This window comes from Pseudomonas sediminis, assembly GCF_002741105.1.
GTDB lineage: Bacteria > Pseudomonadota > Gammaproteobacteria > Pseudomonadales > Pseudomonadaceae > Aquipseudomonas > Aquipseudomonas sediminis.
On the sequence record NZ_NIQU01000008.1, the window covers coordinates 115,388 to 130,106 of the forward strand.

At 62.4% G+C, this 14,719-nt stretch carries 17 protein-coding genes, 1 pseudogene and 1 riboswitch; of the genes and pseudogenes, 10 read left to right on the forward strand and 8 right to left on the reverse strand.

What is annotated here, in order from left to right; all coding sequences use genetic code 11:
* The 4 genes from CDO35_RS18580 to CDO35_RS18595 all read left to right on the forward strand — a co-directional run bounded on the left by CDO35_RS18580 (position 1) and on the right by CDO35_RS18595 (position 3,522).
* Positions 1 to 966 carry a 2-hydroxyacid dehydrogenase gene (locus CDO35_RS18580; protein WP_099526141.1) on the forward strand — a complete coding sequence of 322 codons (966 nt, stop codon included), beginning with the start codon at positions 1 to 3 and terminating at the stop codon, positions 964 to 966.
* Between the two features lie 174 nt (positions 967 to 1,140).
* Complete coding sequence (locus CDO35_RS18585; RefSeq protein WP_099526142.1) at positions 1,141 to 2,136, forward strand: class I SAM-dependent methyltransferase; 996 nt, start codon at positions 1,141 to 1,143, stop codon at positions 2,134 to 2,136.
* A gap of 36 nt (positions 2,137 to 2,172) precedes the next feature.
* Positions 2,173 to 2,293: riboswitch (yybP-ykoY riboswitch) on the forward strand.
* Between the two features lie 93 nt (positions 2,294 to 2,386).
* Positions 2,387 to 2,968 carry a TMEM165/GDT1 family protein gene (locus tag CDO35_RS18590; RefSeq protein WP_166432426.1) on the forward strand — a complete coding sequence of 194 codons (582 nt, stop codon included), beginning with the start codon at positions 2,387 to 2,389 and terminating at the stop codon, positions 2,966 to 2,968.
* 110 nt (positions 2,969 to 3,078) lie between these two features.
* Positions 3,079 to 3,522 carry a ketosteroid isomerase-related protein gene (locus CDO35_RS18595; RefSeq protein WP_092377492.1) on the forward strand — a complete coding sequence of 148 codons (444 nt, stop codon included), beginning with the start codon at positions 3,079 to 3,081 and terminating at the stop codon, positions 3,520 to 3,522.
* A gap of 55 nt (positions 3,523 to 3,577) precedes the next feature.
* Here CDO35_RS18595 and CDO35_RS18600 read toward each other — a convergent pair whose 3' ends face one another.
* A complete protein-coding gene (locus CDO35_RS18600) occupies positions 3,578 to 4,399 on the reverse strand; it encodes a M48 family metallopeptidase (protein WP_099526144.1) in 822 nt (273 codons plus the stop codon).
* A gap of 1,287 nt (positions 4,400 to 5,686) precedes the next feature.
* Between CDO35_RS18600 and CDO35_RS23320 the strand changes: the two are divergent.
* Together CDO35_RS23320 and CDO35_RS23325 are read left to right on the forward strand one after the other, a co-directional pair.
* Positions 5,687 to 5,887, forward strand: a pseudogene (locus tag CDO35_RS23320) (HAMP domain-containing protein); the annotation flags it as partial.
* 15 nt (positions 5,888 to 5,902) lie between these two features.
* A complete protein-coding gene (locus tag CDO35_RS23325) occupies positions 5,903 to 6,745 on the forward strand; it encodes a methyl-accepting chemotaxis protein (protein WP_425048546.1) in 843 nt (280 codons plus the stop codon).
* Positions 6,746 to 6,828: 83 nt separating this feature from the next.
* Here CDO35_RS23325 and CDO35_RS18610 read toward each other — a convergent pair whose 3' ends face one another.
* The 3 genes from CDO35_RS18610 to CDO35_RS18620 are packed head-to-tail and all read right to left on the reverse strand — an operon-like array spanning position 6,829 to position 7,916.
* On the reverse strand, positions 6,829 to 7,446 hold the full coding sequence (locus tag CDO35_RS18610; RefSeq protein WP_099526146.1) for an SOS response-associated peptidase: 618 nt from the start codon (positions 7,444 to 7,446) through the stop codon (positions 6,829 to 6,831).
* Positions 7,447 to 7,473: 27 nt separating this feature from the next.
* Positions 7,474 to 7,734 carry a putative signal transducing protein gene (locus CDO35_RS18615; RefSeq protein WP_092377504.1) on the reverse strand — a complete coding sequence of 87 codons (261 nt, stop codon included), beginning with the start codon at positions 7,732 to 7,734 and terminating at the stop codon, positions 7,474 to 7,476.
* Positions 7,734 to 7,916 carry a CPXCG motif-containing cysteine-rich protein gene (locus tag CDO35_RS18620; protein ID WP_092377507.1) on the reverse strand — a complete coding sequence of 61 codons (183 nt, stop codon included), beginning with the start codon at positions 7,914 to 7,916 and terminating at the stop codon, positions 7,734 to 7,736. Before CDO35_RS18620 ends, CDO35_RS18615 begins: the two co-directional genes overlap by 1 nt.
* 98 nt (positions 7,917 to 8,014) lie before the next feature.
* Between CDO35_RS18620 and CDO35_RS18625 the strand changes: the two genes are divergently transcribed.
* Positions 8,015 to 9,178: a 1-acyl-sn-glycerol-3-phosphate acyltransferase gene (locus CDO35_RS18625; protein WP_099526147.1), complete on the forward strand. Its 1,164-nt coding sequence runs from the start codon at positions 8,015 to 8,017 to the stop codon at positions 9,176 to 9,178.
* Between the two features lie 65 nt (positions 9,179 to 9,243).
* On the opposite strand, the gene CDO35_RS18630 is transcribed toward CDO35_RS18625, so the two are convergent.
* Positions 9,244 to 9,519, reverse strand: a complete 276-nt coding sequence (locus CDO35_RS18630; RefSeq protein WP_099526148.1) for a hypothetical protein — start codon at positions 9,517 to 9,519, stop codon at positions 9,244 to 9,246.
* Positions 9,520 to 9,793: 274 nt separating this feature from the next.
* Here CDO35_RS18630 and CDO35_RS18635 point away from each other — a divergent pair, with 274 nt between their 5' ends.
* Positions 9,794 to 10,000: a hypothetical protein gene (locus CDO35_RS18635; RefSeq protein WP_099526149.1), complete on the forward strand. Its 207-nt coding sequence runs from the start codon at positions 9,794 to 9,796 to the stop codon at positions 9,998 to 10,000.
* A gap of 62 nt (positions 10,001 to 10,062) precedes the next feature.
* On the opposite strand, the gene CDO35_RS18640 is transcribed toward CDO35_RS18635, so the two are convergent.
* Entirely contained in the window at positions 10,063 to 10,647 is a 585-nt protein-coding gene (locus CDO35_RS18640) for a YajG family lipoprotein (RefSeq protein ID WP_099526150.1), read from the reverse strand.
* Between the two features lie 165 nt (positions 10,648 to 10,812).
* Between CDO35_RS18640 and CDO35_RS18645 the strand changes: the two genes are divergently transcribed.
* Both CDO35_RS18645 and mqo read left to right on the forward strand, forming a co-directional pair.
* Positions 10,813 to 11,043 (forward strand): hypothetical protein, encoded by a 231-nt coding sequence (locus CDO35_RS18645; protein WP_099526151.1) that lies wholly within the window; start codon positions 10,813 to 10,815, stop codon positions 11,041 to 11,043.
* A 463-nt stretch (positions 11,044 to 11,506) separates the two neighbouring features.
* Complete coding sequence (gene mqo, locus CDO35_RS18650; protein WP_099526152.1) at positions 11,507 to 13,006, forward strand: malate dehydrogenase (quinone); 1,500 nt, start codon at positions 11,507 to 11,509, stop codon at positions 13,004 to 13,006.
* A gap of 60 nt (positions 13,007 to 13,066) precedes the next feature.
* On the opposite strand, the gene CDO35_RS18655 is transcribed toward mqo, so the two are convergent.
* Together CDO35_RS18655 and proB are read right to left on the reverse strand one after the other, a co-directional pair.
* On the reverse strand, positions 13,067 to 13,528 hold the full coding sequence (locus CDO35_RS18655) for a CreA family protein (RefSeq protein WP_099526153.1): 462 nt from the start codon (positions 13,526 to 13,528) through the stop codon (positions 13,067 to 13,069).
* 18 nt (positions 13,529 to 13,546) lie between these two features.
* Positions 13,547 to 14,665: a glutamate 5-kinase gene (proB, locus tag CDO35_RS18660; protein WP_099526154.1), complete on the reverse strand. Its 1,119-nt coding sequence runs from the start codon at positions 14,663 to 14,665 to the stop codon at positions 13,547 to 13,549.
* Between the last annotated feature and the right edge of the window lie 54 nt (positions 14,666 to 14,719).

Sequence of the window (14,719 nt, forward strand, 5' to 3'; positions counted from 1 at the left end):
ATGAGCAAAAGTCCCCGCGCCGTCTTCCTCGATCACGCCTCTCTCGACCTTGGCGACCTCGACATGCAACCGCTGCATCAGGCCTTCGCCGAGCTGACCCTGCACGCGCACACGCGTCCGGATCAGGTCGCCGAACGCCTGCAAGGCGCCCAGGTCGCCATCAGCAATAAGGTGCCGCTGGACGCAGCCACCTTCGCCGCCTGCCCCGAGCTGAAGCTGGTGCTGGTGGCGGCCACCGGCACCAATAACGTCGACCTCAAAGCCGCCAGCGCCCACGGCGTGACCGTCTGCAATTGCCAGGGCTACGGCACGCCATCCGTTGCGCAGCACACCCTGATGCTGTTGCTGGCCCTGGCCACGCGACTGCCCGACTACCAGCGCGATATCGCCGCAGGCCGCTGGCAACAAGCCAGCCAGTTCTGCCTGCTAGACCACCCCATCGTCGAGCTCGAAGGCAAGACCCTGGGCATGCTCGGCCATGGCGAACTGGGCGGCGCCGTTGCCCGTCTGGCTGAAGCCTTCGGCATGCGCGTGCTACTCGGTCAACTGCCGGGCCGGCCCGCGCGCGCCGATCGCCTTCCTCTGAACGAACTGCTGCCACAGGTCGATGCCCTGACCTTGCACTGCCCACTCAACGAGCAGACGCGCAACATGATCGGTGCCGAAGAGCTGGCACTGATGAAGCCGCGCGCATTTCTGATCAACACCGCACGCGGCGGCCTGGTCGACGAACAGGCGCTGGCCGATGCTCTGCGCAGCGGCCATCTCGGCGGCGCGGCAACCGATGTACTGCTGCAGGAGCCGCCCAAGGACGGCAACCCGCTACTGGCCGCAGACATTCCGCGCCTGATCATCACCCCACACAGCGCCTGGGGTAGTCAGGAAGCACGCCAGCGCATCGTCGGCCAGATGATCGATAACGCAGTCGGCTTCTTCGCCGGTGCACCGTTGCGAGTCGTCGGGTAACAGGCCATTGAAAAACGTAGGCGAGGCAGGCAAGACAAGGCAAAAGCGGCCGAAAAAGCACAGTTTAGTGTTCTAAATGAGCATTTTGAGGCCGCTTTTAACGAAGTATTGTCAACGTAGGTAGTTTTTCAACGGCCTGTTAAGCTGCGCAGCTTTTTTAGGCAGGACCCCACCATGGATGCGCGAAGCGAAGTTCTCCTGCGTCAGGCAGAGCTATTCAGTGGCGAGCTGTTGCTGGCCGGCCTGCCGGCTGACGACCTGCTTGGTGCCCTGCCTCAGGCACGTGGCTGGAACTGGCATGCCGGCGATCAGGCACTGCTCACCGCGCGCTTTGCCGGCCGCAGCCACTTCGACACACATATGCCGGAAGGCGACTACCGTGCTGCCGTGCTGTTCCTGCCCAAGTCGCGCGAGCTGAGCGACTACCTGCTGCAAGCGCTTGCCTCGCGCCTGGCCGGCAAGCCGCTGTACTTGGTCGGCGAAAAACGTGGCGGTATCGAGCGCGCATCAAAGCAGTTGGCAGCCTATGGCAAGCCACGCAAGCTCGACAGCGCACGGCATTGCCAACTCTGGTGCGTCGAGGTAGAGCAGGCGCCGCCCGTCCCCGACCTGCATGCCCTGACACAGAGTTATCCACTGCAGTTGGCCGACGGTGCGCTGGAGATCGTTACTCTGCCCGGCGTCTTCGCCCATGGCAGGCTTGATCGGGGTAGCGCGCTGCTGCTCGAGCATCTGGATGAACTGCCCAACGGCCACATGCTGGACTTCGGCTGCGGTGCTGGCGTGCTCGGCGCCGTGCTCAAACGGCGTTATCCAGACAGCGAGCTGAGCCTGCTGGATGTCGACGCCTTCGCCCTGGAGAGCAGCCGCCTGACTCTGGCTCGCAATGGCCTGACGGCCAACCTGATCGCCGGCAGCGGAATCGAGTCGGCGCCAGGAGGATTGAGCGCCATCGTCAGCAACCCGCCGTTCCATCAAGGCGTGCACACCGACTACCAAGCCAGTGAGAACCTGCTGAGCCAGGCAGCCCGCCACTTGATAAAAGGTGGCGAACTGCGTCTGGTGGCCAACAGCTTCCTCAAATACCCGCCACTGATCGAACGTCATCTGGGCCCGTGCCGCACCCTGGCAGAGGCCGATGGCTTTCGCATCTACAGCGCCCGGCGCTGATTGGGGTTGCTCCCAACGCAGCGCTTGGGCACAATTGCGCCCGTCCTAGGGGAGTAGTCTCCCGCGAGCGCCCTGCTCGCCCGGTATACGTCAACACACTTGCTCCACAGAGCATGGCGTATACGACCCAAGGCCTACATAGAGAGGCCTGCGGTTTGACAAGACCTATGACACGCACAACCTATACCCGGGGCGGGAAGGTCGTACGTGTCATAAGCCGTGTCGACCCGCCCCTTTAGGAAACCTGATGCTGGAATCGCTGTTCGTCCCCACCCTGATCGTTGCCCTCGCCGAAATCGGCGACAAGACCCAGTTGCTCGCACTGCTGCTGGCCGCCCGTTTTCGCAAGCCGTGGCCGATCATCTGGGGCATCGTCGTCGCCACCCTGGCCAACCACTTCGCCGCTGGCGCCGTGGGTAACTGGGTTGCCGGTTTCTTCTCACCCGCCACCCTGAGCTGGATTCTCGCGGCCAGCTTCGTCGCCGTAGCGGCCTGGACCCTGGTGCCGGACAAACTGGACGACGACGAGGAATCCGGCCTGAAGAAATACGGTCCCTTCCTCACCACCCTGATCGCCTTCTTCCTCGCCGAGATGGGCGACAAAACTCAGGTCGCGACCGTGATGCTGGCGGCGCAGTATCCGCACTTCATCCTGGTGGTTATCGGGACCACACTGGGCATGCTGCTGGCCAACGTACCGGTGGTACTGGCGGGCAACTTCGCAGCCGAGCGCCTGCCATTGACGCTGATTCGCCGCCTCGCGGCCTGTGCCTTCGCCACCCTGGCAATCTATGCCGGCTATCAGGCAATGAAACTCAGCGGCCTGATATGACGAATCACTGACGTCAACGGACTGGCATTTCGGCCAATCCCAGCCCCCTACCGCCTGCTGCTAAAGTGCGTGCCACGTCACGTCATACGGTATGCAGTCGGGAGGGCGGCATGTCATTGGATGATCGCAAGAAGGTGGTGTGCCAGCACATCGACCTGACCTGGAACAAGGGGCGCCTGGCCCTGGCCGAACAGCTGCACAGCCGCGACTTTCTCTACAAGAGCTCGTTCATGGGGCGCCCACTCGACAGTGCCGGCTTCGCCCGGATGGTGCAGGATATCCGCTACGCCATGCCGGACCTGCAGATCGTGGTCGAGGAGTGCGTCGCAGAAGGCTACAAGGTGGTGACCTGGAGCACGCTGATCGGCACCATTCAGAAACCCGCGCTGGGCTATCCACCCAGTGACAAGGTGCTGAGCATCTCGGCCATGGCCTTCTGGACACTGACGCCCAGCAATGAGATTCAGGAGATCTGCACCATGTTCGACATGGAAAGCTTCCGCGCCCAGCTGGGCCTGCAACCCCGCCCCTTCGCCGAAACGGCACTACCCTGAAACGCAAACGGCGCGCCGTGAACCATCACGCCGCGCCGTTTTTTCGTGCCCGAACTTAGCGCCCGGCCTTGGCCTGCTCGTACAGCGGCATCACCTTGGGAATCGCCGCCTGCAGCGAAGCGATACGGCTGCTGGAGGACGGGTGAGTGCTCATGAACTCGGGCGGCGCACCACCACCGGCGGCCTCCATCTTCTGCCACAGACTGATGGCCGCATTCGGGTCATAACCCGCGCGAGCAGCCAGTTCGAGACCAATCAGATCAGCCTCGTTCTCGTTACCGCGGCTGTTGGGTAGCGTCAGGCTGTACTGCACTACGGTATCGGCCAAGGCCATGCCGCTCTCGCCAAGACCGAGCAAAGCGCCGGCACCCTGCTTGGCGACCTGAATGCCATAGGCCTTGGACATCGCCTCACGGCTGTGTTCGCGCAGGGCATGCGCCATCTCGTGGCCCATGATCGCGGCGATTTCATCATCGCTGAGCTTCAGTTGCTCGATGATCCCGCTATAGAAAATGATCTTGCCGCCCGGGCCACAGTTGGCGTTGAGCTCGGGACTCTTGATCAGGTTGACCTCCCATTGCCAGTTGGCGGCATCCGGGCGAAAACGCGGCGCCTGCGGAATCAGGCGATTGGCAACGGTCTGCAGACGCTTGGCATTGTTGCTGGTCTTGTCCAGCACGCCCTTGCTCGATGCCTCGCTTAGCGTCTGCTGATAGGACTGCGCGTACATCTGATTGACTTCATCAGCTGACAACATGCTGAACATGTACTGCTTGCGCTCTACGCCAACCGCACCACCACTGGTGGTATTGACGGCCTGACAACCTGCCAGCAGCACGGCCGCCGCCAGGCCACTCAGATATAGAACCTTGCTCATCGAGCTACCTCCTTGAATCGGACGCCCTATGCTAGGCCGCCCCCGCAGCACGAGCAACCGCGTTACTTGCGCGATAGCCGTACGCCATCTTTGCTGAATACGACACCAGCCTGTTCGTCACCACCAGCCCATTAAGGTTTTCATCTGTCACTGCCGATAATTTGTGACAGGCGCGCTCTGCGCTCGGGAGCTCTCATGAAGTTCAAGTCGATCCAGTTTTCCGTGGCATTCCTTGCTGGCGCCAGCGTGCTCGCGGTCGTTGTGGCTCTGGTGCTCTACGCCCTGTTCGCCAGTGGCCGAACCCAGAATCTGGTGCAGGAACGCACGCAGAAGCTACTGGAACAAGTCATCGAGCAACGCCTGTCTGCGTTGGCGCAAGCCCAGGTCAGCGAAATCCAGCGTGAACTGGAAGCTCCCCTGCAGATAACCGCCGACCTGGCACGCGTCAACGCCATGCTCGGCACGACCGATGCCAACGGCAGCCCGATGCTCAGCATCAGCCGCGAAGAACTGGCCAACCTGGTGCATGAAACCACGGCGCAGAACCCTAAATTACTTGGCAGTTACCTGGGCTGGGAGCCGAACGCCTTCGATGCCAGCGACGACATCTATGCCGGCAGCAAAGAAAACGGCTACGACGGCACCGGCCGCTTCCTGCCCTGGTGGTATCGCAATGCCGACGGCAGCCTGGGCATCGACTCTATCGGCTCGACCGAAAGCGAAGAACTGCTGCCAACCGGCGTACGCGCGGGCGAATATTACCTTTGCCCCAAAGAACGCAAGCGCCCCTGCGTGATCGATCCGGCCCCCTATGATGTCGGCGGCAAGATGACCATGCTCGCCTCCTTCACCTCGCCGATTCTGGTCAATGGAGAATTTCGCGGCATCGCCGGTGCCGACCTTGCGGTGAATTTCATTCAGGAGTTGCTGGTAAAGGCTGACGTCCAGCTCTATGACGGTGCCGGCGAGATGGCGCTGATCGCCAGCAACGGGCGCCTGGTCGCCTCGACCAAGGCACCGGACAAACTTGGTGAGCCGGCCACCGCCCTGCTCGACGCCAACGAATTGAGCAACTTGGGTACGCTGCAGCCCGGGCAGGTGCTGTACTCCATCGATGCCAAGGAAGACCCTGAGCACAGCCATATCGAACTGTTCCTCAGCTTCAACATCGGCCAGAGCGACACCCGCTGGGTGCTGATGCTGGTGCTGCCGCTCAAAGCGGTGATGGCCGATCTGCACCAGCTACAGGGCGATCTGGCGACGCAGCGCGACGCCGACACCCTGGGCATGACCCTGGTCGGCCTGCTGATCGCCGGGCTGGGCCTGTTGGTGATCTGGTTCGTCGGTTACGGCATCGCCCGCCCGCTGCGGCAGATGGTCGGCATGCTCGACGATATCGCCAAAGGCGATGGCGACCTCACGGTGCGCCTGCAGGTTGATCGCAAGGATGAACTCGGACAGATCGCCGCCGGCTTCAACGCTTTCCTGGCCAAACTGCAAACCATGATCGGCGCCGTGGTGACCTCGGTGCAGCAGGTCAGCGACTCCTCCGAGCACACTGCCGACATTGCCATCCGCACCAACCAGGGCGTGCAGAAACAGCTGGCAGAGATCGAACTGGTGGCTACCGCCGTTCATGAGATGACCGCCACCGCGCAGGACGTCGCGCGCAACGCCACCCACGCCGCCGAAGCCGCCAACCACGCCGACCGCGCGGCCAACCAGGGCAAACAGGTGGTACAGGAAACCTCGGCCGCCATCGCAGCCCTGGCCAGCGAAATCGGCCACGCCGTGGGCGTGGTACAGAACCTGGCCAAGGACAGCGAGAACATCAACGCCATCCTCGTCGCCATTCGTGCCATTGCCGAGCAGACCAACCTGCTGGCGCTCAACGCGGCCATCGAGGCAGCTCGCGCCGGCGAACAAGGCCGCGGCTTCGCCGTGGTCGCCGATGAAGTGCGCAACCTGGCGCAGAAGACCCAGCAGGCCACCGAAGAAATCCAGACCATGATCCAGCAGTTGCAGCAAGGCACGCGCGAGGTGGTCAAGGTGATGGAGCAGAGCCAGAGCAAGACCGACGACAGCGTGGAACACGCCAACCAGGCCGCTCAATCGCTGGAGTCCATCACCCAGGCAGTGTCGGTGATCAACGACATGAACACGCAGATCGCCAGCGCAGCCGAGGAGCAGAGTGCGGTGGCCGAAGACATCAACCGCAACGTCACCAATATCGGCCAGGTCGCCAACGAGGTAGCGGGCGGCGCTGACGAAGCCAGTCAGGCCAGTGCTCAACTGACCAAGCTGGCCGAACAGCAGCGCAGGCTGATCAATCAGTTCAAGGTCTGAGGGACTGCATCAGATAGGGTGCACCGCACGCACAGGCTCTTGGTCAGCTGCGGTGCACCGGCCCCTCGACACCCTGAGCAGGCTCAAGCCGGCGTCAGGCACTCCGGCGCATCCAGCTTCGGGTCGTTGACCAGCGTCGCCAGCGCGCGCTCACGCAGCGCGACCTGCGGCTTGTCCAGCAGCGCCGCCAACTGTTCGGGCGACGTTTCGTTGCTCAGCCACAGCGCCTGTTCATGCTCGTCGAGAATCAACGGGCGCCGTAGCGTGGCCGCTTCCTGGGTGATCAGCGCAACGCTCAGGTACTCCTGCCCACCAACCGGATAAAGCTCCCACAAGGCCGCGAAATACATCAGCGGCTCACCGTTGCTCATCCAGTACGGCCGCTTGCGCACGCCCCCACGCCACTCATAGAAGCCGTTGGCCGGCAGCAGTGCGCGGCGCTGGCGAAAGGGCTCACGGAACATCGGCTGCTCGGCCAGGGTTTCAGCACGCGCATGCGCCGGAGTCTTGGACAGGTCCTTGAGCCAGGCGGGCGTCAGCCCCCAGCGCGCCGCAGCCGCCTGCGCCCCTCCCTCGCCCGCACGCAGCATCAGCACCTGGCCGTTGGGCGCCAGGTTCCAGTGCGGCTTCTGGTCAGTGGGAAAACCGGGCAACGCGGCAAAAGCGGGCGACCAGCGGAACAGGGCATAACGTCCACACATGAAACGACTCGACAGGCAGGGGGCGCGTCAACAGAGCAACACGCCCTGAAAGGACTCTGGCTCATCGCCAGGCACAGGTTGCGCCGCATTGTACTCAGCGATCAGCGTACGCGCCCGTTCAGCGTGAGGATCAGCGACGACCAAACCGAGCAGGCCGCATGCCGGCAACTCACCCACCGCACCGACCAGATGCTGACCGAGCAAATGCGCCTCGACACCTTCACTGGCCAGCATGTCCACCAGCATCTGCCCTTCCAGAAGGTTTTCCGGTTCGTAGATTCGTTGCATCAATCGTTCTCCGCACGAACGTCCAACTCCCACTCGGTGCCATCCGTACGCAGCTCGAACTCGATCGGCCGGCAGCACACCGGACAGTCTTCGATGTAAGACTGGTCCCCAGCCGACAGATCCAGCAGCGCTTCGGCCGGCTCACCGCAATAGGGGCAATAATACGACTCGCTTTCCAGCATCGCGGCCTCCTTGTGACTTGGCGTTATAATCGCCGGTCTACTGCTCACCCTGTTAAGCAGACACCATTCCAACCTTAGCCGTTCTAGAACAAGAGAGCATGATGGGCGCATTCGATGCCATCCGACCCTATGCCGATGCAGAAGTGCGCCCCGTACTGGCGCGCCTGCTCGCCGACCCGGCGTTTCTCGGTACCCTCACCCGTTTTCGCTTTCCGCGCCTGGCCGGGCCCTTGGGCTGGCTGCTCAAGCCGCTGATCGCCGCACGCCTGCGCAGCGAGTTCGCCAGCATCGAGTCGGTCGCTGGCCTGCAGGAAAAGATCGAGCCCTACATCGACCGTACCATCGAGCATGCCAGTGATGGCATCAGCTACTCCGGCCTGGAGCACCTGCAGCCCGGCAAGCCTTACCTGTATCTGGCCAACCACCGCGATATCGTCATGGACCCGGCCTTCGTCAACTACGCCGTCTACCATGCAGGTCTGCAGACGCCACGTATCGCCATCGGCGACAACCTGTTGCAGCGCCCCTTCGTCAGCGACCTGATGCGCCTGAACAAGAGTTTCATCGTGCACCGCTCGATCAGCGGGCGACGCGAGAAGCTGGCGGCTTATCAATTGCTCTCAGCCTATATCAACCACTCGATCCGCGAAGATGGCGAGTCGATCTGGATCGCCCAGGCCGAAGGGCGCGCCAAGGACGGTGACGACCGTACCGATTCGGCCATCCTCAAGATGTTCCATATGAGCCGCAAGGATGAGCCATTCGCAGACGTGATCGAGTCGCTGAACCTGATCCCGGTGTCGATCAGCTACGAGTACGACCCCTGTGACCTGGCCAAGGCTCGCGAGCTCTGTGTGCGTGCCGCCACGGGCAGCTACACCAAGGCGCCGGGCGAAGACGACGCCAGCATCGCCCTGGGCATCACCGGCTATAAAGGCCGCGTGCACCTACACTTCAGCCCGCCTGTCGCCGGTCTGGAGGACACCAAGCAGCTTGCCCAGGAGATGGATCGTCACATTCTCGGCCAGTATCGCCTCTTCCCTGTGCACTACCTGGCCTACGCAATGTGGGAAGGCCGCGAGGCCGAGCTGAACGTGCCGGCAGCAAGCGATGTATTCGATGCCGCGGAACTGGCCAAGGCCGAAGCGCAGTGGAACAAGCGCCTGGCCGCCTGCAGCGCCGAGGAAAAACCGTTCCTGATCCTGCAGTACGCCAACCCGGTGCGAAACCAGTATCGGATCAAGGCAGGCCTGCCCCTGTAAGGCAGCCATCGCCACAAACGAAAACGGCAGCCCGATAGCTGCCGTTTTCATTTATCGCTCAAGCGTCAAAGCCGCGTACTGAACCAGGACAGCACCAGGGCTGCACCCAGGCAAATGCCACCGAAGCGATAGAAGAAGCGGTTGATCCGCAGCGTACGCTCGTCCTGAACCTCGGCTTCATCCAGCTCGCCTTGCGCCAGCACTCGCGCTACGCCGCGCTGCTCGCGCAAGTGAGTCATCAGGCACAGCCAGGCGCCCGCCAACGCGAAGAACAATGCCAGCGAATTGACCGCCCCGGCCGGATGGGCGAGGAACAGTGACCACAACATCTGCAGCGACATGCAACACCTCGAGAACAGCATGGTGCAGCAACCTCGCCACCGCACCAGAATGGGGATTTTGGCCGAGAAGCGGTGCGTCTCGACCCTCGAAAAGTCGTCGCGCAGTGTACTGAAATACCTCTTTTATAAGGTTCGTTTCCGACGAACGCGGTCCGCTATCCCGAAATCGTCTGAAAACTGTCATATGCCTGGCCTAGGGTTTGTATCTCCAAGAGTGACCAAACAGTCACGACTGTTGCTGGAGCCAAACCTCAATGTCCCTGGAGGACCTGCCATGCTCAATTCTCAACCGCTGGACCGCGATTACCTGATCGACTCACTGGATGAAGTGGACGCCGTGGTCGACGAGCTTTCTTTCAACGTGCAGGACCAGCACTGGCTGGTGTACTGCGCCCTTGGCGGCTATGAGCATTACGACCTGCCGGATATCGACAACCGTACCGGCATGAGCCTGCCGGAGTTCTACGCCGAAGCAGCATGAAGACCCAGGACAAATGAAAACGCCCCGCAATGCGGGGCGTTTTTTTATAACGATGCGCCGAATTACTGCAGCAGTACCTGGCCGATGGTCGGGTCCTTGAACGCACGAGTCAGCGCGTCGCTGAGCACGTCACCCACCAGCTTACTATTGGTCTGCTGGTTCGGTGCGGTACCGAAACGCTGGTTCAGCGAGGCACCGTAACGGCCAGTATAGCGGCGGCTGCCACCTTGCACGTCGGCACGGATCGAGGCCGAGATATCCGCCTCGGTGACGTACATGCCCTCTTTGGGCGACTGATACTTCAGTTCCGCCAGGGTGATGGTCAGCTGTGGTGCGTTATAAGCATTGGGCGACGGTGTAAAACCGAGCAGACGCACAGCCGCTTCGGCCTCAGCCTGCAGCTTGGGCAGCACATAATCGGGGTTGACACTGATGGAGCTGGTCTCTGGATACAGGCCCCCGCGGGTGCCAAGCACCGGCGAAGGACGGCCGTCGACCACACGCACCACCACCGGCTGGCCCTGGCCGACTGGTGTCAGCGAACTGGTCAGCTTGGGTTGCGGGGTGAGTTGCTGAGGGCTGAGGGCGCAACCGGCCAGAGTCAGGCTGGCGGCAGCAAGCAAGGCGATCAACGCACGGTGCAGCATGCTCATCTCTCCGAGTGAGGTAAAAGTGGCCGGCAGTATAACCAGCGCGGCCTGAGGCCGACAGTAGCGCTGCATAGGACCGCTGGCAGATCGCTGCGGTTCCTGTCATCAGCCTGTCACCGCGCGCTGGCATAAAGTACCTGTCACCACGCTGGAGCCTTCGCCATGCTGTTGCGCCGCCTGTTAAGCCCCGCTCGGCCGATGCGCCATTTCGCCCTGATCGATGATCGTGGCGTTTGCTGTGCGCTGCGGCAAATGCAGGAACACCCGATCCAGGCAGGATGGGTGGAAATTCGCGAGCCGAGCATCTCCTGGCTGGGCGCCCCACTGCCCGCCGGTGCCCGGCTCACCCCGGTCGCCACACACGCATCAACAGCCCGCCCGTTGGCGGCCTGACCGGTGAAAGAATAAAAGTCACGCAGGGGCTCAATTTCCCCTCATTCACCGTTATAATCACGCCCCGATTATAAGGACGTCTCCTGATCGGGCCGAACGACCTCGCCGATGCAACGTCATCGCCCCGCCCCAGAGAGTCGCCCACTTCGAGCTGCCGCTTCCGGCCAGCCGCTTTCAGCCCATATGCAGAGCAGTTATGCAGCCATGCATTGCATGATTTGCACGGGCAAAAGCGCGCCGAGGCAGTCGAGCTTTTGAGGTTCACCGCTCCAAAAGAGCGTGAAAAAGACGGTTTTTACAAACTTCACAAGAGTGTGGCGAACAGATGAACAGTTTTGCGTCCGCAAATCCCAGCCTTGACCCTCCCCGCCGAACGACAGGGCATCACGCCTGAGTCTGCCGGTATCGCCCTGAAAGGCCGAACGGCCGTCTATCTGGTGCAGTTTTTCTTGGAGAGAGGTTAATGGCGCACAACGATTCCCAAAGCGTAGATGTGGTGCTGGTTGGTGCCGGCATCATGAGCGCGACCCTGGGCGTACTGCTCAAGGAACTCAACCCCGGCATCACCCTGGAAGTGGTGGAGCTGCGCGAGTCCGGCGCAGTGGAAAGCTCCAACCCCTGGAACAACGCCGGCACCGGTCACGCGGCCCTGTGCGAGCTGAACTACACCCCGGAAGGCGCTGACGGCAGCATCGACATCAAGAAGTCGGTGAACATCAACGCCCAATTCGAGGAGTCCAAGCAGTTCTGGGCCTACCTGATCGAAAAAGGCGCGATCAACTCGCCGAAGACCTTCATCAACCCGGTCCCGCACATGAGCTTCGTGCGCGGCAACAGCGGTATCGCCTTCCTCAAGAAGCGTTTCGAGGCCCTGCGCCAGCACCACGCCTTCACCGAGATGGAGTACACCGAAGATCGTGCCACCATCGCCGAGTGGGCGCCGCTGCTGATCCCGGGCCGCGACAGTGGCGAGCCGCTGGCGATGACCCGCGTGCAAGCCGGTACCGACGTCAACTTCGGCGCGGTCACCGAACAGATGCTCGCCTACCTGACCACCCAACCCAACGCCAAGGTCACCTGCAACCAGAAGGTCACCGACCTCAAGCGCGACGGTGACGGCTGGCTGGTGGACATCAAGGACACCCGCTCCGGCGCCACGCGCAAGCTCAAGAGCAAGTTCGTCTTCCTTGGAGCTGGCGGCGGCGCACTGCCACTGCTGCAACTGTCCGGCATCCCCGAAGGCAAAGGCTTTGGCGGCTTCCCGGTGAGTGGTCAGTGGCTGCGTTGCGACAACCCTGAGATCGTCAAGCAGCACCAGGCCAAGGTCTACAGCCAGGCTGCCGTCGGCTCACCGCCGATGTCCGTGCCGCACCTCGACACTCGCGTAGTGGACGGCAAGAAATCCCTGCTGTTCGGCCCTTACGCCGGCTTCACCACCAAGTTCCTCAAGTACGGTTCATTCCTCGACCTGCCGCTGTCGGTACGCCCCAACAACCTCGGCCCGATGCTGGCGGTGGCGCGCGACAACCTGGATCTGACCCGTTACCTGATCAAGGAAGTGATGCAGTCCGAAGAGCAGCGTCTGAACACCCTGCGCGGCTTCTACCCGGAAGCCAAGGCCGAGGACTGGCGTCTGGAAGTGGCCGGCCAGCGCGTGCAGATCATCAAGAAGGACGCCAAGAACGGTGGCATCCTGCAGTTCGGCACCGAACTGGTGGCAGCTGCAGACGGCACCATCGCTGCCCTGCTCGGCGCCTCGCCGGGCGCTTCGGTGACCGTGTCGATCATGCTCGACCTGATCCGTCGCTGCTTCCCCGAGCAAGCCAAGAGCGAAGGCTGGCGCACCAAGCTGGATGAGATCTTCCCGGCCATGGCCGAGGTTCTGTCTCACGACGCCGAGCGCTATCGCCAGGTACAGACGCAATCGAACCAGCGCCTGCAGCTCGATACACCCAGCGCCTGATCGTCACGCACAAAAAACCGCCCTTCGGGGCGGTTTTTTATGGGCGTTGCTCAGCTCAGGTTACTGCTGACCCCAGGGCAGGATCGGAATGGCCGTCACCGCATTCTGCGGGCTGCCCTCGATCACTCGGTCGCTGTAGACCAGATACACCAGCGTGTTGCGCTTGGCGTCGAAGAAACGCACCACCTGCATGGTCTTGAACACCAGCGAGGTGCGCTCCTTGAACACCTCTTCGCCGTCCTTGAGCTTGCCCTTGAAGGCAATGGGACCGACCTGGCGGCAGGCGATGGAGGCCTCGGCGCGATCCTCGGCCAGGCCCAAGCCACCCTTCACGCCGCCTGTCTTGGCGCGCGACAAGTAGCAGGTCACACCGTCGACCTTGGGGTCATCGAAAGCTTCGACGACGATCTTGTCGTTCGGCCCGACCCATTTGAACACCGTCGACACCTCACCGATGGTTTCGGCCAGTGCCAGGCCAGGTAGCACCAGCAGGCTCAGCACACATCCCTTGAACAAGTTCATCGCCCTCTCCTTTCGCGTTCAAACCAGGATGAGATTATCCCGGTGCACCAACTCCGGCTCATCGACATAGCCCAGCAGCTTCTCGATGGCATCGGACGGCTGGCCGATGATCTTCTGCGCCTCCAGCGCACTGTAGTTGACCAGGCCACGGGCAATCTCGCGGCCGTCAGGCGATACGCAGACCACCATCTCGCCGCGACGGAAACTGCCCTGCACCGCCTTCACACCCACCGGCAGCAGGCTCTTGCGATCCTGGCTCAACGCCTTCACCGCACCAGCATCCAGCACCAGGGTACCGCGCGTTTGCAGGTGGCCGGCCAGCCATTGCTTACGCGCCGCCAGCAAGCCGCGCTCGGGAGCCAGCAGCGTGCCCAAGCGCTCGCCGCCCTTGAGGCGGGCCAGCACCTGCTCGATGGCGCCGCCGACGATAACGGTATGCGCGCCGGAGCGCGCAGCCAGACGCGATGCACGCAGCTTGGTCTGCATGCCACCACGACCCAGTGCGCCACCGACACCACCGGCCACTGCATCCAGCGCCGGGTCATCCGCCCGGGCCTCGTGAATCAACTTGGCATCGGGATTGTGCCGCGGGTCGGCGTCGAACATACCGTCGCGATCGGTGAGGATAACCAGCAGATCGGCTTCGACCAGGTTGGCCACCAAGGCGGCCAAAGTGTCGTTGTCGCCAAAGCGAATCTCGTCAGTGACCACCGTGTCGTTCTCGTTGATCACCGGCACCACGTCGAGATCGACCAGAGTGCGCAAGGTGCTGCGCGCGTTCAGGTAGCGTTTGCGGTCGGACAGATCATCGTGCGTCAGGAGAATCTGCGCAGTACGGCGGCCGTGCTCGGCAAAACTGGATTCCCAGGCCTGCACCAGCACCATCTGACCGATCGCGGCGGCAGCCTGCAGCTCGTGCATCGCACTAGGTCGGCTGGTCCAGCCCAGACGGCTCATACCGGCCGCCACAGCGCCGGAGGACACCAGCACCAGCTCCACGCCCTGCTCACGCAGCGCGACCATCTGCTTGACCCACACCGCCATGGCCGCACGATCCAGGCCACGCCCGTCAGCGGTCAGCAGCGCACTGCCGATCTTCACCACCCAGCGCCGCGCGCCGGTCACCTTGTCACGCATGATCTTCCAACCTTAGCCAGAAAATGATGGGGTCCACCCCACCTACAAAAACGC